Source organism: Mesorhizobium monacense (assembly GCF_056781675.1).
Genome location: NZ_CM165567.1, coordinates 1,915,238 through 1,935,375 on the forward strand (window position 1 = coordinate 1,915,238; position 20,138 = coordinate 1,935,375).

The following is a 20,138-nucleotide window of genomic DNA, read 5'->3' on the forward strand; positions in this document are numbered from 1 at the left end:
ATAACCAATGCTCTATTTCTCGCGCCTGAAGATGATCCTGATCTGGCTGGCCGTGGCCGCCACAGTGGTCCTCGCCGCGCCCAATCTGTTCCCCGCCAGCACATTGGCCAAGCTGCCTGACTGGGTACCGAAGCGGCAGATGACGCTCGGCCTCGATCTGCAGGGCGGCTCGCACATCCTGCTCAGGATGGATCCGAACGATCTGATCAAGGACCGGCTGCAGACGACGCGCGACGAGATCAGGACGCTGTTGCGCGACGCCAAGGTTGGCTATACCGGCCTGTCCGGATCGGGCCGCACCGTGCAGGTCCGCATCTCCGATCCCGCTCAGATCGATGCCGCCAAGACGGCGCTGAAGCCATTGACCACTCCGGTGGCAGCGGGTCTGTTCACCGGCGGCTCCGTCCAGGAGATGACACTGGATGACTCCGAGCCCGGCCTGCTCAAATTCTCGGTCACCGACGCCGGCATCAAATATCGCACGTCGACGGCGCTGACGCAGTCGATCGAAGTCGTCGAGCGCCGTGTCAACGAGCTCGGCACGACCGAACCGATCGTGCAGCGGCAAGGTGACGACCGCATCCTGGTCCAGGTGCCGGGCCTGCAAGATCCGCAACGGCTGAAAGAAATCCTCGGCCAGACCGCCAAGCTGACCTTCCAGTTGGTCGACCAGTCGATGCCGGTGCAGGATGCGCTCAACGCCCGCCCGCCGGCGGGCTCCTCGATCCTATACTCACAGGACGATCCGCCGGTTCCCTATCTGATCGAGAACCGCGTCATCGTTTCAGGTGAAAACCTGGCCGATGCGCAAGCAACGTTCAACTCCCAGACCAATGAGCCGGTGGTTTCGTTCACCTTCGATTCCAAGGGGGCGTCGCGCTTTGGCCAAGCGACATCCCAAAATGTCGGCAAGCCGTTTGCCATTGTTCTCGACAATCAGGTGATCTCGGCGCCAGTGATCCGTGAGCCAATCCTGGGCGGTTCCGGGCAGATTTCCGGCAATTTCACGGCCCAAAGCGCCAACGATCTGGCAGTGCTGTTGCGCGCCGGCGCGCTACCGGCGACGCTGACCGTGATCGAAGAGCGCACCGTCGGTCCGGGCCTCGGTCAGGATTCCATCCATGCCGGCAAGGTCGCCGGTATCATCGGTTCGATCTTGGTCGTGGCGTTCATGTTCGTCGCCTATGGCTTCCTAGGCTTCCTCGCCAACATCGCCCTGGCGGTGCATGTGGCGATGATCATCGCGCTGTTGTCGCTGCTGGGCGCCACACTGACCTTGCCTGGCATCGCCGGCATCGTGCTGACCATCGGCATGGCGGTCGATTCCAACGTTCTCATCTATGAGCGCATTCGCGAGGAGCGACGAAGCGGCCGCTCGGTGATCCAGGCGATCGACACCGGTTTCACCAAGGCTCTGGCGACCATCGTCGATTCGAACGTCACGGCGCTGATCGCGACAGTGGTGCTGTTCTGGATCGGCACCGGACCGGTGAAGGGGTTTGCCATCACCTTCGCCATCGGCATTCTGACCACTGTCTTCACCGCCTTCACCTTCACCCGGCTGCTGGTGTCGATCTGGCTGCGCCGCGCCCGCCCGAAGGAATTGCCGCGGGCACCGGTGACCTTCGTTCCGCCCGGCACGAAAATTCCGTTCATGGGCATCCGCCGCTGGACGTTCGCGCTGTCGACTGTGCTGTCGATCCTGTCTGTCGTGCTGTTCATGACCGTCGACATCAATTACGGCATCGACTTCAAGGGCGGCTCGCTGATCGAGGTGCAGGCCAAGAATGGCAACGCCGATCTTGCCGATATCCGGAGCAGGCTGACGGAGCTGAACATCGGCGAGGTGCAGGTGCAGCAGTTCGGCGAGCCGACCGACGTGCTTATACGCGTCGGCACGCAGGACGGTGGCGAGAACGCCGAACAGACGGTTATCGACAAGGTGCGTGGCGAACTGCAGGACCAGTATGATTTCCGCCGTGTCGAAGTGGTAGGGCCGACTGTCTCCGGCGAACTCGCCAAGCAAGGCACCATCGCCATGCTTGTCGCGCTGTTCGGCATCCTGGTCTATGTCTGGTTCCGCTTCGAATGGCAGTTCGCGGTCGGCGCCATCATTGCCACCGTGCACGATATCGTCATGACACTTGGCTTCTTCGTCATGACCGGTCTCGAATTCAACCAGTCGTCGCTGGCGGCGATCCTGACCATCATCGGCTATTCGTTGAACGATACGATCGTCGTTTATGACCGTGTCCGCGAGGATCTGCGAAAATACAAGAAGATGCCGTTGCCGCATTTGTTGAACAACGCCATCAACGAGACGCTGTCGAGAACGACGCTGACCGCGGTGACGACGATCCTGGCGCTTTTGGCGCTGGTGCTGTTCGGCGGCGAGGTGATCCGCTCGTTTACGCTGGCGATGCTGTTCGGCGTGGTCTTCGGCACCTATTCGTCGATCTTCATCGCTGCACCGCTGCTGATCCTGTTCAAGTTGCGGCCGCAGGCCGCGACCGCCGACGAGGAGAAGCCGGTGAACGGCGGCAAAGCCGTGGCGACCTGACGGCCACGCCAGTGGCCAAAGGCATCGTCATCCGCGAGGCGCATTTCCCCGGCCGGGCGCCGATCGAGGCTTATGGCAACGGCGGCTTCCGCTTCGCCGATATGTCGCATCGCGGCTCGCTGCTGTGCCTGCCGTCCGGCATCCATGGTTGGGAGCCAGCCGATCCGCTGGCGCTGACGGCGGCGGATTTCGGCAAGCTCCTGGCCGAGGTTGGCAAGGTCGAGATCCTGCTGGTCGGGACCGGCAAGGATCTGAGGCCATTGCCGGCGGCGTTGCGTGCGGCGCTGAAGGAGGCCGGCATTTCGGCGGACCCGATGTCGACCGGAGCCGCCGTGCGGACCTATAACGTCCTGCTGGCCGAGGAGCGAGCCGTGGCCGCAGCGCTCATCGCCGTCGACTGACAGTGTCTGATACCCTCAAAATCGTCATGGACGCGGTGCGCGCCGCCGACCATGACCGCTATGTCAGTGCGCTCTACGCGCCCGCCGACAGGCGCGACGCGCTGTTTTCGCTCTATGCCTTCAATGCCGAGATATCGGCCATACGCGACCGAATCCACGAGCCGTTGCCGGGTGAAGTGCGGCTGCAATGGTGGCGCGACGTCATTGCCGCCGAGGGGGAAGCCACCGGCAACCCGCTCGCCGACGCGCTGAAGGCGACGATTTCCGCTCACCGCCTGCCGACGTCCGCCTTCGACAACATGCTCGAAGCACGCATTTTCGATCTCTACGACGATCCGATGCCGTCGCGTACCCACCTCGAAGGCTATTGCGGCGAGACGGCAGCAGCGCTGATCCAGTTCGCGGCGATGGTGCTCGATCAGGTTGAGGCGCCGCGCTTCGCCGAACTTGCGGGAAGGGCGGGCTGCGCGCAGGCGATGACCGGTCTTTTGCTGCTGTTGCCGCTGCATCGTCGGCGTGGCCAATGCTTCGTGCCTGCGGATGTGCTTGCGGCGGCCGGCTCCTCGCCGGAAGAGTTCATCAAAGGCGACGGCGGTCCTGGCGCGCAACGCGGCGTGGCGGCGATGATCGCGTTGGCGCGGGAACATCTTGCGGCTTTCGAACAGGGGGCCTCGGCGTTGCCGGCGTCGCTGCGCGCGGCCTTCCTGCCGCTTGCGCTGTCTCGTGCCTATCTCGACAGGATGGAAAGCCATTCACCGCTCGATGGCGTGGTGCGGTTGTCGGCTTTGCACCGGCATTGGCTGCTGCTGCGTCGCGCATCGAAAGGCTGGTCGCCCCTTTGACGTAAACGTCAATCATGGTAGGACTCCCGCCGGGTCGAAGCTGAGCGCGAAAAACATCCGCCGGCCTGGAGGAGAAATCGTTCATGAGCCTGCCTGTGCTGGTCGCACTTGTCGTCTTTGGCATTGCGCTGTCGGTCGCGGCCGTGCATTTCACCGGCGGCACCAAGACCGCGACGCTCGCCGGTGCGGATCAGGCATTGAGCCGCTTCGCGGAGGATTTTCCCGATGAAGTGGCGACGACGGTTCGGTTGACGGCGGACGCCAGGACGGCGTTTCTCGATCTTCGGAATGGGCGCACCGGCATCGTCCACAGCATCGGCGACTGCTTTTTGACCCGCATCGTCACGGCCAGCGACATTGTTGCCCTGGATGTCAACGACAGCGGCGCCATTTCGCTCAAGCTTGCTGATTTCACTTGGAAGGGCGGTCGCTTCGCCTTCGCCGACAGGGCCGACACCGAGGCCGTCGCCGCTGCCTTGCGAAATCTCGATCAGGCCAGGGAGGCCGCGTGATGGACGATTACAATTTTCCGCAGGTCACCCAGCTTGCCATCCCGTTCTTCGTCGGCGCGATCCTGATCGAACTGTGGCTGGTGCGCACCGGCCGCGCCAAGGGTTCGTTCGAGACGCGCGACACGCTGGCCAGCCTGATGATGGGCACCGGCAATGTCGTCGCCGGGCTGCTGCTGGGAGTCGTCTCCTACTGGGCTCTGCTCTGGCTGTGGCAATTCCGGTTCTTCAATCTCGGCCTCTCGGTCTGGGTGTTCCTCGTCGCCTTCATGCTCGATGATCTGCGCTACTATGTCTATCACCGCATCGCGCATCGGGTGCGTTGGGTGTGGGCCGAACACGTCAACCACCATTCCAGCCAGCACTACAATCTGTCGACGGCGCTCAGGCAAAGCTGGACGGGGCTGTTCACCTTCATGTTCGTGCTGCAGGCGCCGCTGGTGCTGCTCGGTTTCCATCCGGCCGTCATCGCGTTCACCTTCGGCTTCAACCTGGTCTGGCAGTTCTGGATCCACACCGAGACCATCGGCAAGATGTGGGACTGGTTTGAATTCATCTTCAACACGCCATCGCATCACCGCGTCCATCACGCCACCAATCCGCGCTATCTCGACGCCAACTTTGCCGGCACGCTTATCATCTGGGACTGTATGTTCGGCACCTTCGTCGAGGAACTCGAGGAGGACCGGCCGCGCTACGGCATCGTCAAGAACATCGGCACCTTCAATCCGCTGAAAGTGGCTTTTCACGAGTGGATCGGCATGTTCGCGGACGCGTTCGCGCCCGGCCTTTCGCCGCGCCAGCGTCTGAATTACCTGATCAAGCCGCCGGGCTGGAGCCATGACGGCTCGCGTGAGACTTCGGAAAGTTTGAAGGCCGCCTATGTCAGGAGAAATCCTGGTGAGGCTGGCAAGCCAGGGCTACCGATGGCGGGTACAGAACCGGCGGAATAGGGGACGTTACTCCGCCGCTTCGGCTGTTTCCGTTTGCGCCGGCAGCCCCAGCCATTGGCGGCAATCGACACGCGCGCGCGACGTCACGGCGCGCCGCTTGGCAACAGTCTTGTCCTTGCCGCGCAGGCGTTTGCCCTCGGTCTTCGGGGCTTCCACGGGCGGAAACAGGCCGAAATTGACGTTCATCGGCTGGAATGAGCGTTTTCCCGGCTCGTCGTCGGAGACGATATGGCCGCCGGTGATGTGGTTGAGCAGCGCGCCGAAGGCGGTGGTCAGCGGCGGCAGCGATGGCACATGGCCGAGCCGTTCGGCGGCGGCGAAGCGCCCGGCCAGCAGGCCGATTGCAGCGCTCTCGACATAGCCTTCGCAGCCAGTGATCTGGCCGGCAAAGCGCAGGCCGGGCCGCGACTTCAGCTGCAGCGATTGATCGAGCAGGGTCGGCGAATTGATGTAGGTGTTGCGGTGCAGGCCGCCGAGGCGGGCAAAATCGGCATTCTCGAGCCCGGGGATGGTGCGGAAGACGCGCACCTGCTCGGCATGCTTCAGCTTGGTCTGGAAACCTACCATGTTGTAGAGCGTGCCCAGCGCGTTGTCCTGGCGGAGCTGGACGACGGCATAGGCTTTTACCGTCGGATTGTGGGCATTGGTCAGGCCCATCGGCTTCATCGGACCGTAGCGCAGCGTCTCGACGCCGCGCTCGGCCATCACCTCGATCGGCAGGCAGCCGTCGAAATAGGGCGTGCCTTCCCATTGTTTGAATTCGGTTTTCTGGCCCTCGACCAGCGCCTGCACGAAGGCCAGATACTGCTCCTTGTCCATCGGGCAGTTGATGTAGTCCTTGCCAGTGCCGCCGGGCCCGACCTTGTCGTAGCGCGACTGGAACCAGCAGATGTCCATGTCGATCGTGTCGATATGCACGATCGGCGCAATGGCGTCGAAGAAAGCCAGCGCATCGGCTCCGGTCGCTTCCGCGATCGACTGGGCAAGCCCAGGTGCGGTCAGCGGGCCGGTGGCGATGATCGCCTGGTCCCAGTCCGCCGGCGGCAGGCCCGGCACTTCCTCGCGCTGGATGGTGATGAGCGGGTGCGCTTCCAGCTTCCTGGTCACGGCTTGCGAAAATCCGTCGCGATCGACGGCCAGTGCGCCACCCGCGGGCACCTGGTTGGAGTCGCCGGCACTCATGATCAGCGACCCGGCGAGCCGCATTTCAGCATGCAGCAGGCCGACAGCGTTGCTTTCGGCATCGTCGGAACGGAAGGAATTGGAGCAGACGAGTTCGGCCAATCCGTCGGTCTTGTGCGCATCGGTGCCGCGAACCGGACGCATTTCATGCAGCACGACGGGAACACCGGCTTCGGCCGCCTGCCAGGCCGCTTCGGAGCCGGCGAGGCCGCCGCCGACGATGTGAATGGGGTTTTTGCTCATGAGCGCCGGAATAATCGCTTGTAGCTGCGATTGCAATTGGCCGGCTGGGCGGAGGAGCCGATGGGTCGGAAGCCTGGCCCAAAAAACACAACACCCGCCGGGGGAGGAGGTCCGGCGGGTGTCGTTTTGGTGGTCGATCCTCGGGAGGAGGTGAAGATCGACCGTATTCGTCATCGCCGGGGAGGAGGTCGGCTTTGACGAAATTCCTTTCGCCATTTTGAAAAGGGGCGAAACCCTTTTGGGAAACAACGCCCGCCGCGGGAGGAGGTGCGGCGGGCGCCGTTTTGCTGGTCAACCCTCGGGAGGAGGTGAAGGCTGACCGTATCCGTCAGGGTCGGGGAGGAGGTCGACCCTGACGAAATTCTTGTACTTAGAGCGCCTTGCGGGCGACGATCTTGATCTCGTCGCGGATGATGCCGAGATCATGGAGCTGGCGGTTCGAAAGGCGACCCAGCTCGTTAACGGTGTCGCGGTAGACGCGCCAGTTACGATAGTTGCGGATCAGGTTCATTGTCGTTCTCTTTTTCAAAACTGGTTCGGACCATTTGCGGCCCGAAGAGGATTAGACCGCCTTGCGGGCCACGTAGTGGATGTCGCTGCGGCCGATGCCGAGGTCGTTCAGTTCGCGGTTCGACAGGCGGCTCAGCTCGGAAACGGTGTTCCGGTAGCGGCGCCAGTTGCGATAGTTGCGGATCAGGTTCATGGTATTCTCGTTTCGTCTTTCTTTCGGATCATTCCGTCTTTCTGTATGCCGTGAAGATAGGTGGGGTCATATCGATTTAAAAGCGCTATCGCTGCATGGCAGCAATGCAAATTGTGCAATGCACCATTAACGCGCGTTCACGTCTCGAACACAAAGAAACCCGAATCGGAAAATGCCGTGGCGTCAGCGGCTTGGCCGGCTCGGCTGAAAAAAAGACCAAGCTTGGGGAAGATGACATGGCGAGCTATGCGTCACGGGCCAAATCGGACATTGCGCGATGGCTCGAGGCTGGCCTGATCGATGGGCCGACGGCCGACGCGTTAAGGCGCGACATCGAGGCCAATGAACGGAGGTCGCTGAGCTTCGGTTCGATCCTGGCGATGATGGCGGCACTGTTGTTTGGCGCCGCCATCCTGATCTTCGTCGCTGCCAACTGGGAGGCCATTCCGCGGCTGGCGCGGGTCGCCGCACTCTTCGCCATCATCCTGGCCGGCTATGTCGGTGGCGCACTGCTGAAGACACGCGACCACGCGGCGATCGGCGAGGCGCTCTGGATCATCGCTGCGGCGGCGTTCGGCGGATCGATCGCGCTGATCGGCCAGATGTATCACCTGACCGGCGACGAGGCATCGGCGCTGATCACCTGGGGTGCCGGCACGGCGCTGGCGGCGGTGGCATTGCGCTCGAATCCGCTGACCGTCGCTTCCGTCGGCATCGCCGATGCCTGGCTGTTCGTCAAAGGATTCGACTATTTCAAGCGTACGGAATTTCCGCATTTCTTCGTCGTCATGGCCATTGTGCTGTTCGCCATTTCGTTCTGGACCCGCAGCCAGGCGGCACGGCACCTGATCATCCTGTCGGTTCTCTGCTATCTCGTGCTGTTCGTGATTGACTACAGCACGCTGCAGGTCGCCATCCCGTTGGCGATCGTCTCGGCGCTGCTCTTTGCCGTGGCGGTCTTGGCCGCCGAGCCCGTCGACAGGATCGTCCAACTCGGCGGCCGGTTGCCCTTGCACGCCTTGATCGGTTTCCTCACGGGACTGGCGATGCTGCAGATGGAGCTGGCCGGCGACGCGAGCTACGACAGCGGCTTCGCCATTGCCTCGGCGATTGCGCTGGCCGGTATTGTCGCAGCGATCATGCTGGGCGGCCGCGAGAGCAGGGGCTTGCGGTGGGTTGCCTATGTGGGCTTCGCCTTCGAGCTCGCCCTCATCTATGTGGTGATGCTGCGGTCGATGCTCGACACCGCAGGCTTCTTCCTGGCCGCTGCAGTGCTTCTCGGTATCCTGGCGGTCGTCATCATCCAGATCGAGAAACGCATGAAGGCGCCGCGCGCCGAAGGAGTGGCAGCGTGATGACCGGGAAAAGACTTGTCATCTCGGCGCTGGTGCTGGCGGTTGTCCAGATCGGCTTTTTGAGCTGGATCATCGCCGGTAGGGCAGCGATCCTGCGCGACGGCAAGGAAGTGCTTTTGAAGGTCGAGCCGATCGATCCGCGCGACCTCTTGCGCGGCGACTATATTCGCCTTGGCTACGAGATATCGCGTATTCCGGTGAACATGATCGCCAACATCCCGGCCGACAAGTTCTCGAGCGACGACACCTCGATCGTCGTCAGGCTGAAGAAAGGCGCCGATGGCTATTGGCAGCCGACAACGGCCTGGTTCGGCCAGGCGCCGACGCCTGCCGCCTCCGATGAAACCGATATTGTCGGACACGTTGGCGAGGGTTGGAGTTTGCGCGAAGAGGGAGGTTCGATCGCGCCGGACTTCGGCATAGAGCGCTTTTATCTGCCGGAGGGCGAGGGCATGGCGATCCAGGACGACATGAGGGTGCGGCCGTTCGCTGTCCGTGTCGCGATCGCAGCCAACGGTACTCCACAGATCAAGGCGCTGATGGACGGCGACAAGACGTTGTTCGAGGAACCGCTTTATTAGACACGGCCAGCCGCTCCGCATGCTTGTCGCTCTTCGCCAGTCTCCGTGACCGTTCGTCTGGAACTCGAGTGAAGCATGACAATTGAACCGACGGCGCCGGCACGACATCAATCTCGACACTGTTTTGCGCGTCGCCTAGTAGGGGCTTTTCATTTGGCGAGCCGATGCTCAGTTTTTGGTGCGGATGAAGGGACTCGAACCCCCACGCCTTTCGGCACTGGAACCTAAATCCAGGGCGTCTACCAATTCCGCCACATCCGCGTCGCCCGGCAATCCCATGTAGCCATCATTCTGTCAATGTCAGAGCCAAAATGCCCGGTCAAACACGGAAACGCGAAGAGAGTTGAAAATTAGCCTCGCCTGTGACAAAAGGCGTGTCGAATGTGACGGGATGCGACGATCCGCTTCTGCAGAATGTGATAAGAAGTAGGAAAAACAAAGACTTATTCACATTTTGGAGCGCAGTTTGGGAGGATTTGACTACGGTCAAACCGCCAGGTTCCGTACCAAAAGCCATTTCCGGCAGGATTATACCGGCAGGCTGTGAACGGCAGAGGCCGTGGCAGTCTCATTGGTGAAAACAAAGGTTTTACGATGCAGGTCACCGAAACGCTCAACTCCGGTCTCAAGCGCGAGATCAAGATCACCGTGCCGGCCGGTGACATGGAAGCCAAGCTGATGGCGCGGCTTTCGGATGCCCGCAACAAGGTTCGCATCAACGGCTTCCGTCCCGGGAAGGTGCCGGTGCAGCACCTGCGCAAGGTCTACGGCAAGTCGTTCATGGCCGAAGTGGTCAACGAGATTCTTAACGATTCGACCCGTTCGATCATCACCGGGCGCGGCGAAAAGGCCGCCATGCAGCCCGAAGTGATCATGACCGAGGACGAGAAAGAGGCCGAGAAGATCCTGGCCGGCGGCGCCGACTTCGAGTTCCGCCTCAACTACGAGATCATCCCGGCGATCGAGATCAAGGATTTCTCCGACATCAAGGTGACGCGCCAGGTGTTCGACGTTCCGGATTCGGAAATCGACGAGCAGGTCAAGCGCATCGCTGAATCGGCACGCAGCTACGAGCCGAAAGCCGGCAAGGCCGCCGAGGGCGACCGCGTCAGCATTGACTATGTCGGCAAGATCGCCGGCGAGGCCTTCGCTGGCGGCGCCGGCAACGACCAGCCGCTGGTGCTCGGCTCCAAGGAATTCATCCCGGGCTTCGAGGACCAGCTGATCGGCGCCAAGGCCGGCGACGAGAAGCAGGTCACAGTAACCTTTCCGGAAAACTACCAGGCGGCGCATCTGGCCGGCAAGGAAGCGACCTTCGACGTCACCGTCAAGGAAGTGTCGATGCCCGGCGTGCTGGAGATCAATGACGAGACGGCCAAGAACCTCGGCCTGGAATCACTGGAGCGCCTGCGCGAAGTGGTCCGCGGCCAGATCGAGAACCAGTTCGGTTCGATGACGCGACAGAAGGTCAAGCGCCAGCTGCTCGACCAGCTCGACGCTTCCTATTCGTTCGAGGCGCCGTCGAAGCTGGTCGAAGCCGAGTTCAATAACATCTGGAGCCAGGTCAACCGCGATCTCGAAGCCGCCGGTCGTACCTTCGCCGACGAAGAGACGACGGAAGACGAGGCGCGCGCCGAATATATGCGGCTTGCCGAGCGCCGGGTGCGCCTCGGCCTGGTTCTGGCCGAGATCGGCGAGAAGGCCGGCGTCACCGTTTCGGACGAGGAATTGCAGCGCGGCCTGTTCGAGCAGGTGCGCCGTTATCCGGCCAACCAGCAGCAGGAAGCCTTCGAATTCTACCGCAGCAACCCCGAGGCGCTGAACACGCTGCGTGCGCCGATGTTCGAGGAGAAGGTCGTCGACCATCTACTCGGCCAGATTTCGGTTACCGACGTCAAGGTCAGCAAGGAAGAGCTGATGGCCGACGACGAGGAGGCCGAGACGGCCAAGGCCAAGCCGGCGAAGAAGGCCGCAGCAAAGAAGGCCGAGAAGCCTGAGACGGCCGACGACGCGGAAGAACCCAAGAAGAAGGCAGCGCCGAAGAAAAAGGCGGCCAAGGACGCCGAGTAATTCGGCACGTCAATCGAAATCGTGAAAGGCCGCCTTCGGGCGGCCTTTTTCGTGGCCGCGCCCTGTGGCCATGGTGCAACAGAGGCGCCCTCGAATGATGCCAGATGGCTGGCGATACGAAGCCTTGAACATTATCTGCGTTTTTGTTGCAAACCCGCGGGGTGTTGGAGGCATCGTTGAGGCTGTTCGTCGAAATGGGCGGCGTGGTGGCTGCGGCGCTCGTTCTTACTTCGCTGTGCGGCACGGCCGAGGCCGGCCTCGACAACTGGCGTTTCGACACCGGCAGCGACGGCCTGGCGACCGCCTCGCTCCATGCCAGCAACAAGCTCATCACCGGCGGCGGCGCGCTCAGCTACAGCCCGGTCCTGACCATCGCCTGCCGGGCGAGTGGCGAGCCGCGCTGGAGCGAATGGCTGCAGCTCAACGATGCGGTCTCGGCCAGCCGCAAGATCACCATGTCGATCACGCTCGACGGCGGCGGCAAATTCGATGAAAGCTGGTCCGTCGGCACGCGCGGCAGGATTCTGGTCAGGGACGGCGCCGATGGCGTCAAGCGGCTGGTTTCGGCAAACCGGCTCCTGCTGTCCTGGCGGTTCGGCCTGCTGGCGGGGAGAGGCGAGGCCGACTTCGACCTTGCCGGGCTTGGCGAGGCGGTCGACCAGATTGCCGGGACCTGCAATGCCGATCCGCCCTGATCATGCATCCTCCAACCGTTGATTGAGTTCTCTACCTGCTTGGAAGATTCCGTGGTATGTAGGTGCCGCAATTCCACAGGGGGGACGCGGATATTCCGCTCTGCCGAAATAGGGTGCGTGCCGGCGAAAGAACTGGCGCGCGCAGATCGTCCGAGGACGGATCAGGGAGGAAATGCCATGCGCGCAATCGCGTTCTTTGCCGTCGTTTTCGTCGCAACCTTCTTCGCAAGCCAATCGCAGGCACAGGATGCCGCCGCGGGCGAGAAGGTCTTCACGAAGTGCAAGGCCTGCCACGTCGCGGACGAGGACAAGAACAAGATCGGTCCGTCGCTGCATGGCGTCATGGGCCGAACGGCCGGTACGCATCCGGATTTCAAATATTCCGAAGCCATGGTCGCGGCCGGCACATCCGGCGTCAAATGGGACGAACCGACGCTGGCGACCTACCTTCACGATCCCAAGGGCATGGTGAAAGGCACCAAGATGGTGTTCCCGGGTCTCAAGAAGGACGAGGACGTCGCCAACGTCATCGCCTATCTGAAGCAGTTCTCACCGTAAGCCTGATCTTCACCGGCTGACATGTCGACCCGGGAAAGCCACCTCGAGGATACCGGCCCCCGCCTCTCGGAAGCGACGGCCGGGGATTTCTTCGCGCTTTTGAAACCACGTGTCATGGCGCTTGCCGTTTTCACGGCTTTCGTCGGCCTAATGGTGGCGCCGGTCATGATGAACCCGGTCATCGCCGTGATCGCAATCAGCGCCATCGCGGTTGGAGCCGGAGCGGCAGGGGCGCTCAACATGTGGTACGACGCGGATATCGATGCGTTGATGTCGCGCACCGCAAAGCGGCCGGTGCCGTCCGGCCGTGTCACGCCAGGCGAGGCGCTCGGCTTCGGCATGGTGCTTTCGGCGCTGTCGATCATGACGCTCGGCGTGCTGGTGGGATGGCTTGCCGCATCGCTGCTGGCCTTCACCATCTTCTTCTATGTCGTGATCTAATACGATGTGGCTGAAACGCTCGACGCCGCAGAACATCGTCATAGGCGGTGCCGCGGGCGCGCTTCCTCCTGTCATCGGCTGGGCGGCAGCCACCGGCACCGTGGGCGTCGAAAGCCTCATCCTGTTCCTGATCATCTTCCTCTGGACGCCGCCGCATTTCTGGGCGCTCGCGTTGTTCAAGGTCGGCGACTACGCCGCCGCGGGCATACCCATGATGCCGAACGTTGCCGGCGAAGCGTCGACGCGGAAACAGATCTTCGCTTATTCCCTGGTTCTGGCGCCGATCGGCGTGCTGCCGTGGCCCTTCGGTTTCGCCAGCGCTTATTTCGGGATCGCTTCGGCCGCATTGGGTGCCGGCTTCATCTGGCACGCGTGGAAGGTGCTGGCTGCCCCCGGCAAGGAGATGAGGCCTGCCAAGACGCTGTTTGCCTATTCGATCCTCTATCTCTTTGCGATCTTCGCGACGCTGCTTGCCGACACGATCGCAACGCGCGTGGTTGTTTCAGCCGGCGGTTGACGGCACGAGCGGTATTGCCGGGCTGCGCGCCGGGTTGTGGCGAGCGAGTCGCCCATGCTGCACTGAATATCCAGTATCCGGGCTCACGTCACATGGGCAGAGCGCAGAATCCCAGCAGCAACAGAATCACTATGCCGAGGCCCAGTATGAGAACAGTCCTTGTGTCCATGACATGACCTTCACCGTTCACCGGCATAGAATATCGAAGAAGGGCCTCCAGAGCTAGCGTGGTCGCCCCAGCCATCTTCAACAAAGGGCGACAAATCCCCTGCAGGAGAGTATGTTGTTTGCGGTGCAGGTCGCGGTTCGCGTGGCCCAGTCACGCTGAACGACGCACCGTGAAACCGCGACCTTACCGGACCTGGTCTGGAGGAACGGCATGACAAGTTTTCACGTGATTGCAGGCGCCAGCGAAACGCTGGAACACACCAAAATTCGAAAAATCGGTGTTTCCGACCTCTTTGATGCGCTCAGGCGGGGCGTCGACGATTTCATGGTCAAACCATCGCACATCGTTTTTCTCTGCCTGATCTATCCGCTGGTGGGTGTCGTGCTCGCCGCCTGGACATCGGGTGCCAATGCGCTGCCGCTGCTGTTTCCGCTGGTGTCCGGCTTTGCGCTCATCGGTCCGTTCGCGGCGATCGGCCTCTATGAGATCAGCCGCAGGCGGGAAGCCGGGCTCGATACTTCGTGGAGACACGCTTTCGAGGTCAGGAATTCTCCGGCGCTGCCGGCCATCGCGGCGGTCGGGATCATGCTGTTTTCGATCTTCATCGCCTGGCTTTTGACCGCGCAGCTGTTCTACCAGCAGCTCTTCGGTCCGGCGCCGCCGGCATCGATATCCAGCTTCATCAACGAAGTATTCGCCACCGGGCGCGGTTGGACGCTGATTATCCTGGGACACGCCATCGGCTTCGCCTTCGCTGTGGTCGTGCTGTGCACCACGGTGGTTGCTTTCCCGCTGCTGCTCGACCGTGACGTCGGCGCCTACGAAGCCATCCACACCTCGGTGCGCGTTGTGCTGGCGAACCCGATCGTCATGGCTGTGTGGGGGCTGATCGTCGCCGTCGCGCTGATCATCGGCTCGCTGCCGGTGTTTGCCGGGCTGGCCATCGTGCTGCCGGTCCTTGGCCATGCCACCTGGCATGTTTATCGCAAGGTGGTGGATTCGTCGCCGCCTGCCAGACCTGCCGATTGAGGACGTCCCGCCTGCCCGCACCGGCGAAAGGGCCGGTGCGGGCCGCCTGGCGAGGGCTTGTCAGTAAGCCGGATGGCTGAAGCGGGCTTGGCGTGCGTCCACGGTCAGGTCGCGGAAATCCTTGCCGCTGACATGCACCAGCGTCCTGTGGTCGCCGCCCTCGAAATAGACATCGTCGGCGGCACGAAGGCTCTCATCGACGATGACGGGCACATCGTAGGCCGCGCCGATCGGCGGGACGGCGCCGATGTCGCAATCGGCGAAAAGCAAAACCACTTCGTCTTCGGAGGCGAGACCAAGACGCCTGTCCATGACGTCCTGCAACGCGCCGAGTTCGATCCTGTGGGTGCTTGGAACCACGGCCAGCGCATAGCCAAGTTCGTGGTGAACGACCACCGATTTGGCCATGATGCTGCCCGGCACATGCGCGGCTATAGCGGACTGCCTGGTTGTGGATGTGCGGTGATGCGCGACGGTATCGTAGGAAATTCCCTTGCCGTCGATATAGTGCTTCAGTCTGTTGGCGATCGTCATCTTGGGCCTCCCTTGCCGGAGTTCGCGACGCGCGGGGAATGAGAGCAGTCATTCTCCCGATGTCGCTTCCGATATCTGGAAAATGGACCAGCCGCCGGTTGTTTCAAGGCAGCCGAACGGCAAGCAGCATCCGCGCACAACTGGAGTCGCGGCTACTGGATCTCACCCGGTTCTAGATTTCAGGGTCCGGCTCCGAAAAATGTCACCCGGGTGAGAAGCGTGTAGTCGGCTTCGAGGACCATCATGGCCACGAACACCAGCACCAGGATCGGCGGCAGGATGATCGCATAGGCCAGCGCCAGCCGTTCCCAGGCCATATGCATGAAGACGGCGACGATCAGCCCTGCCTTGAGCATCATGAAGATCAGGATCAGCGACCATCTGAGATAGCCGTGAATGCCTAAATAGTCGACCATGTAGGAGCAAGCGCTGAGGATGAACAGCCACGCCCAAACCACCAGATAGAGCTTGATCGGGTGTTCCTGATGGACCTCGGCGGTGGCAACGCCGGCGGTCGTCGCATCGTGGGCACCGTGCAGCTGGTGTTGCCCAAGGCCGTTTGCGGTTGCTTCAGCCATATTTTCCTCTCACCAAAGATAGAAGAAAGCGAAAATGAACACCCAGACCAGGTCGACGAAGTGCCAGTAGAGCCCCATGATCTCGACGTTCTCGTAGCGGCCCTTGCGGCTAGTGAAGAAGCCGGGCCGTCCGGTGTCATAGTCTCCGCGCCAGACCTTGCGTGCCACGATGATGAGGAAGATCACCCCGATCGTCACATGCGTGCCGTGGAAGCCGGTGATCATGAAGAAGGACGAGCCGAACTGCGCGGCACCCCAAGGGTTGCCCCAGGGTCTTACGCCTTCGGTGATCAGCTTGGTCCACTCAAAAGCCTGCATGCCAACGAAGGTCGCGCCGAGTGCCGCGGTCAGAAGCATCAGGATTGCAGTCTTGCGGCGGTCGCGGCGATAGCCGAAATTGACCGCCATGGCCATCGTTCCGCTGCTTGAGATCAGCACGAAGGTCATGATGGCGATCAGGATCAGCGGAATCTCCTCGCCGCCGATGCGAAGGGCAAAGACCTCGCTCGGATTGGGCCACGGCACGCGCGTCGAGATGCGCGCCGTCATGTAGGAGAGCAGGAAGCAGCCGAAGATGAAGGTGTCGCTGAGCAGGAAGATCCACATCATGGCCTTCCCCCAGGACACGTTCTTGAACGCCCGCTGATCCGAGGACCAGTCGGCGGCAATGCCTCGCAGGCCCGCCGGCCGGGGCGCCGCTTGGCCGCTATGCGTCAGTGTCGTTTCGGCCATCCGCTTGATCCCTTAGGTCAGCAATTGTCGGCAAATGTCGATGAACGTGGCGGCCCAGCCGGCCAGCAGCGCGAAGATGGCGAGCCAGATGAAAAGCAGGAAATGCCAGTACATGGCGCACAGTTCGACGCGCAGGCGCAGCCGCTCCGGCTTGGCCCCGTTCCAGGCACCGGCGGTGGTTCTGCCAAGACCGACCAGGCCTCCCACTATGTGCAGGCCATGCATGCCGGTTATCAGGTAGAAAAAGCTGTTGGCCGGATTGGAGCTCAGCAGATAGCCGTCGATGTCCAGTTCCCGCCATGCCATGAGCTGCCCGACCAGAAAGGCAAGCGCCGTGATCCCGGCCGTGGCAAGGCTGAGCCTGACCATGTCCAACTGGCCTCTTCGCGCCGCGACCACGGCGCATTGCAGCGCGATGCTGCTGAGCACCAGCACGCCGGTGTTGAGCCAGAGCAAGCGCGGCAGCGGCAGCGGCTGCCAGTCCGACAGCGCCATGCGCATGAAGTAGGCGCTGGTGAACAGCGCGAACAGGCAGCCGACAACGGCGAGGAAGACACCGAGGCCGATCTTGGCCGTCGGCAGCGCCGAGCGGTCCAGGGCGACAAAATCCCCGGCCATGCCTTCCTCCAGCCATGGCTTCGACATCAGCCTCTGATGGGAAAGCCACCATCCGGCAAAGCCGACGATCACGAGCAGGAAGACGAGGATGACGCTCATGCCGGCTCCCTGGAGGTGCCTAAGGAGCCCGGCACGTTCTGCGGAATGAAGTCCTCCTTGGCGCCCGGCACACTGTAGTCATAGGCCCAGCGATAGACGATCGGCAGGTCCTTGCCGAAATTGCCGTGCGCTGGCGGTGTTTCGGCTGTCTGCCATTCCAGGGTCGTTGCGCGCCAGGGATTGCCGCCGGCCTCGCGGCCATGGCGGATGCTCCAGATCAGGTTGAACAGGAACACGATCTGAGCAAAGCCGACCATGAACGCCATGATGCTGATGAACGAGTTCAGGTGGTGGGCCGATTCCGTCATTATCGTCATGTCGGTCAGTTCGGCGTAGCGCCGTGGCAGGCCCACCAGGCCAAGATAGTGCATGGGGAAGAAAATCAGATAAGCGCCGAGGAACGTGACCCAGAAATGGAACTGGCCGAGCGTCTCGTTCAGCATCCGACCGGTGACCTTCGGGTACCAGTGGTAGATCGCGCCGAAAATCACGAGGATCGGGGCGACGCCCATGACCATATGGAAATGAGCAACGACGAACATCGTGTCGGACAATGGAACGTCGACGACGACGTTGCCGAGAAACAGGCCGGTCAAGCCGCCATTGACGAAGGTGACGATGAAGGCCAAGGCAAAGAGCATCGGTATGGTGAGATGGATGTCGCCGCGCCACAGCGTCAGCACCCAATTGTAGACCTTGATGGCGGTCGGCACGGCGATGATCAATGTCGTGGTGGCGAAGAAGAACCCGAAATAGGGGTGCATGCCGCTGACATACATGTGGTGCGCCCAGACCACGAAGCTCAGCGCACCGATGCCGACGATCGCCCAGACCATCATCCGGTAGCCGAAGATATTCTTGCGCGCATGGGTACTGATCAGGTCGGATACGATGCCGAAGGCCGGCAGTGCCACGATGTAGACCTCGGGGTGGCCGAAGAACCAGAACAGATGCTGGAACAGGATCGGGCTGCCGCCGCTATGCTGCAGTTGTTCGCCCATCTCGACGATCGCCGGCATGAAGAAGGAGGTGCCGAGCGCACGGTCAAACAACATCATCACGCAGGCGACGAACAGCGCCGGGAAGGCGAGCAGCGCCATGACGGTGGCGGTGAAGATGCCCCAGACCGTCAGTGGCAGGCGCATCAGTGTCATGCCGCGCGTGCGGGCCTGCAGCACCGTCACGACATAGTTCAGGCCGCCCATGGTGAAGCCGATGATGAACAGGATCAAAGAGACCAGCATCAGGATGATGCCCCAGTCCTGGCCGCCTGGCGTGCCGGTCATGATGGCTTGCGGCGGGTAGAGCGTCCAGCCGGCACCCGTCGGTCCGCCGGGCGCAAAGAAGCTCGACACCAGAACCAGAACGGCGAGCAGGTAAATCCAGTAGCTGAGCATGTTGACATAGGGAAAAACCATGTCGCGAGCGCCGACCATCAGCGGGATCAGGTAATTGCCGAAGCCACCCAGGAAGAGCGCCGTGAGCAGGTAGATCACCATGATCATGCCGTGCATGGTGATGAACTGGTAATAGGCTTCCGGGGTGATGAAGTCGAACGTGCCGGGGAAGCCGAGCTGCAGCCGCATCAGCCAGGACAGCACCAGCGCCACCATGCCGATGGCCGTCGCCGTCGCCGAATACTGGATGGCGATGACCTTGGCGTCCTGCGAGAAAACGTACTTCGTCCACCAGCTGTGCGGGTGGTAAAGCTCCATTTCCCCGACTTCGGCCGTCGGGACAGCATCTGCAGGCGTGATATCGACCATAGGAACACCTCCGTGTCCTTTCAGCGGGCCTCGACCGTTTCGAGCTTTGCCGAAATCCTCGAACCTGACGCGACGGTTCCTGCCTGCGCCGGGTCTGCCGATCCTGTCTGCTGGGGCGCCGACAATTGCGCGAAAGTCTGCTGCTGGCCGAGCCAAGCCACATAATCTTCCGGCGTATCGACCATGACCACGCCATTCATCAAAGGATGCCCTTGGCCGCAAAGCTCGGCGCACAGGACCTGGAAGGTTCCGGTCCTGGTCGGGGTGAACCAGAAATAGGTGACGGAGCCCGGGATCATGTCCATCTTGGCGCGGAATTCCGGTACGTAGAAATCATGCAGCACATCGATCGAGCGCAACAACATCTTGACCGGCTTGCCGATCGGCAAATGCAGGTCGGCCGCTTCGACCACGACATCGTCCTGGCCGCTGGGATCGCTGGCGATGACGCCGAGCGGATTTTCAGCGGTGACCTCGCGGGTGTCGGAGGTGCCGAGCTTGCCGTCCTTGCCGGGCAAGCGGAAGCTCCACTGCCATTGCTGACCGACGACTTCGACCTCGGTCGCATCGCTTGGCACGTTGACGAAACGGCTCCAGACGAACAGGCCGGGAACCAGCAGGGCCGTGACCCCGACGGCGGTGACGATCGTCAGCCACGATTCGAGCCGCTTGTTCTCGGGCTCGTAAGCGGCGCGGTTGCCTTCCCGATGACGGAAGCGGAACACGCAATAGGCCATGAAAAGGACGACGGCGGCGAAGACGACGCCGGTGATCCAAAAGGTAATGATGATGGTGTTGTCGATATAGTCCCAGTTCGAGGCTATCGGCGTCCACCACCATGGGCTCAGCAGGTGAAACAGCACCGAGCCCACAACAATTAAAACGAGTACAAGCGCAATGGCCATGTCCCGTTCCTCCCGGCATTCCAGGGGCGCGAAGCCGTCCGGGGAAATGCCGCGCGCATCATAGCTTGATTTGCAATCGAAATTCTAGAGCCGGTTGT

20 protein-coding genes, 1 tRNA gene and 1 pseudogene are annotated in these 20,138 nt (G+C 61.9%); 12 read left to right on the forward strand and 10 right to left on the reverse strand.

The window, feature by feature from the left end; genetic code table 11:
- The first annotated feature begins 7 nt into the window (after positions 1-7).
- The 5 genes from secDF to AC1RUK_RS08965 all read left to right on the forward strand — a co-directional run bounded on the left by secDF (position 8) and on the right by AC1RUK_RS08965 (position 5,265).
- Positions 8-2,560, forward strand: a complete 2,553-nt coding sequence (gene secDF / locus AC1RUK_RS08945) for a protein translocase subunit SecDF (RefSeq protein ID WP_481835904.1) — start codon at positions 8-10, stop codon at positions 2,558-2,560.
- A gap of 11 nt (positions 2,561-2,571) precedes the next feature.
- Positions 2,572-2,961, forward strand: a complete 390-nt coding sequence (locus AC1RUK_RS08950; RefSeq protein WP_481835903.1) for an Mth938-like domain-containing protein — start codon at positions 2,572-2,574, stop codon at positions 2,959-2,961.
- 26 nt (positions 2,962-2,987) lie between these two features.
- Positions 2,988-3,803: a phytoene/squalene synthase family protein gene (locus AC1RUK_RS08955; protein WP_481839541.1), complete on the forward strand. Its 816-nt coding sequence runs from the start codon at positions 2,988-2,990 to the stop codon at positions 3,801-3,803.
- Positions 3,804-3,886: 83 nt separating this feature from the next.
- Positions 3,887-4,315 (forward strand): hypothetical protein, encoded by a 429-nt coding sequence (locus AC1RUK_RS08960; protein ID WP_481835902.1) that lies wholly within the window; start codon positions 3,887-3,889, stop codon positions 4,313-4,315.
- Positions 4,315-5,265 (forward strand): sterol desaturase family protein, encoded by a 951-nt coding sequence (locus AC1RUK_RS08965; RefSeq protein WP_481835901.1) that lies wholly within the window; start codon positions 4,315-4,317, stop codon positions 5,263-5,265. The genes AC1RUK_RS08960 and AC1RUK_RS08965 overlap by 1 nt, the downstream gene beginning before the upstream one ends.
- A 6-nt stretch (positions 5,266-5,271) precedes the next feature.
- Here the strand turns inward: AC1RUK_RS08965 and trmFO are convergent, their stop codons facing one another.
- The 3 genes from trmFO to AC1RUK_RS08980 all read right to left on the reverse strand — a co-directional run bounded on the left by trmFO (position 5,272) and on the right by AC1RUK_RS08980 (position 7,393).
- The gene (gene trmFO / locus AC1RUK_RS08970) at positions 5,272-6,690 is read right to left on the reverse strand and encodes a methylenetetrahydrofolate--tRNA-(uracil(54)-C(5))-methyltransferase (FADH(2)-oxidizing) TrmFO (protein WP_481835900.1); all 1,419 of its coding nucleotides are present in this window, start codon (positions 6,688-6,690) and stop codon (positions 5,272-5,274) included.
- A 370-nt stretch (positions 6,691-7,060) separates the two neighbouring features.
- Complete coding sequence (locus tag AC1RUK_RS08975) at positions 7,061-7,201, reverse strand: DUF1127 domain-containing protein (protein WP_481835899.1); 141 nt, start codon at positions 7,199-7,201, stop codon at positions 7,061-7,063.
- 51 nt (positions 7,202-7,252) lie between these two features.
- Positions 7,253-7,393 (reverse strand): DUF1127 domain-containing protein, encoded by a 141-nt coding sequence (locus AC1RUK_RS08980; protein WP_006203483.1) that lies wholly within the window; start codon positions 7,391-7,393, stop codon positions 7,253-7,255.
- A gap of 236 nt (positions 7,394-7,629) precedes the next feature.
- Here AC1RUK_RS08980 and AC1RUK_RS08985 point away from each other — a divergent pair, with 236 nt between their 5' ends.
- Positions 7,630-8,748 (forward strand): DUF2157 domain-containing protein, encoded by a 1,119-nt coding sequence (locus AC1RUK_RS08985; RefSeq protein WP_481835898.1) that lies wholly within the window; start codon positions 7,630-7,632, stop codon positions 8,746-8,748.
- Positions 8,745-9,329: a GDYXXLXY domain-containing protein gene (locus AC1RUK_RS08990; RefSeq protein ID WP_481835897.1), complete on the forward strand. Its 585-nt coding sequence runs from the start codon at positions 8,745-8,747 to the stop codon at positions 9,327-9,329. The genes AC1RUK_RS08985 and AC1RUK_RS08990 overlap by 4 nt, the downstream gene beginning before the upstream one ends.
- A 176-nt stretch (positions 9,330-9,505) precedes the next feature.
- Here AC1RUK_RS08990 and AC1RUK_RS08995 read toward each other — a convergent pair.
- Positions 9,506-9,590 (reverse strand) — tRNA-Leu (locus AC1RUK_RS08995).
- Between the two features lie 333 nt (positions 9,591-9,923).
- On the opposite strand from AC1RUK_RS08995, the gene tig reads away from it, so the two are divergent.
- The 5 genes and pseudogenes from tig (at position 9,924) to AC1RUK_RS09020 (ending at position 14,808) form a co-directional block, all read left to right on the forward strand.
- A complete protein-coding gene (gene tig, locus AC1RUK_RS09000) occupies positions 9,924-11,399 on the forward strand; it encodes a trigger factor (RefSeq protein WP_481835896.1) in 1,476 nt (491 codons plus the stop codon).
- Positions 11,400-11,575: 176 nt separating this feature from the next.
- Positions 11,576-12,094, forward strand: a complete 519-nt coding sequence (locus AC1RUK_RS09005; RefSeq protein WP_481835895.1) for a hypothetical protein — start codon at positions 11,576-11,578, stop codon at positions 12,092-12,094.
- A gap of 177 nt (positions 12,095-12,271) precedes the next feature.
- Positions 12,272-12,652: a c-type cytochrome gene (locus AC1RUK_RS09010; protein ID WP_436172089.1), complete on the forward strand. Its 381-nt coding sequence runs from the start codon at positions 12,272-12,274 to the stop codon at positions 12,650-12,652.
- Positions 12,653-12,673: 21 nt separating this feature from the next.
- Positions 12,674-13,610: pseudogene (locus AC1RUK_RS09015) on the forward strand (heme o synthase).
- Between the two features lie 379 nt (positions 13,611-13,989).
- A complete protein-coding gene (locus tag AC1RUK_RS09020) occupies positions 13,990-14,808 on the forward strand; it encodes a DUF2189 domain-containing protein (protein WP_481835894.1) in 819 nt (272 codons plus the stop codon).
- 60 nt (positions 14,809-14,868) lie between these two features.
- Here the strand turns inward: AC1RUK_RS09020 and AC1RUK_RS09025 are convergent, their stop codons facing one another.
- The 6 genes from AC1RUK_RS09025 to coxB form a co-directional block, all read right to left on the reverse strand.
- Positions 14,869-15,342 carry an aminoacyl-tRNA deacylase gene (locus AC1RUK_RS09025; RefSeq protein ID WP_436172086.1) on the reverse strand — a complete coding sequence of 158 codons (474 nt, stop codon included), beginning with the start codon at positions 15,340-15,342 and terminating at the stop codon, positions 14,869-14,871.
- Positions 15,343-15,521: 179 nt separating this feature from the next.
- The gene (locus AC1RUK_RS09030; protein ID WP_436172085.1) at positions 15,522-15,920 is read right to left on the reverse strand and encodes a cytochrome C oxidase subunit IV family protein; all 399 of its coding nucleotides are present in this window, start codon (positions 15,918-15,920) and stop codon (positions 15,522-15,524) included.
- Between the two features lie 9 nt (positions 15,921-15,929).
- Positions 15,930-16,652: a heme-copper oxidase subunit III family protein gene (locus AC1RUK_RS09035; protein ID WP_436172084.1), complete on the reverse strand. Its 723-nt coding sequence runs from the start codon at positions 16,650-16,652 to the stop codon at positions 15,930-15,932.
- A gap of 12 nt (positions 16,653-16,664) precedes the next feature.
- Complete coding sequence (locus AC1RUK_RS09040; RefSeq protein WP_436172083.1) at positions 16,665-17,369, reverse strand: cytochrome c oxidase subunit 3; 705 nt, start codon at positions 17,367-17,369, stop codon at positions 16,665-16,667.
- Complete coding sequence (gene ctaD, locus AC1RUK_RS09045; RefSeq protein WP_481835893.1) at positions 17,366-19,135, reverse strand: cytochrome c oxidase subunit I; 1,770 nt, start codon at positions 19,133-19,135, stop codon at positions 17,366-17,368. The genes AC1RUK_RS09040 and ctaD overlap by 4 nt, the downstream gene beginning before the upstream one ends.
- 20 nt (positions 19,136-19,155) lie before the next feature.
- Positions 19,156-20,040, reverse strand: coding sequence for a cytochrome c oxidase subunit II (gene coxB / locus AC1RUK_RS09050; protein ID WP_481835892.1), 885 nt, complete (start codon positions 20,038-20,040; stop codon positions 19,156-19,158).
- Positions 20,041-20,138: the final 98 nt, after the last annotated feature.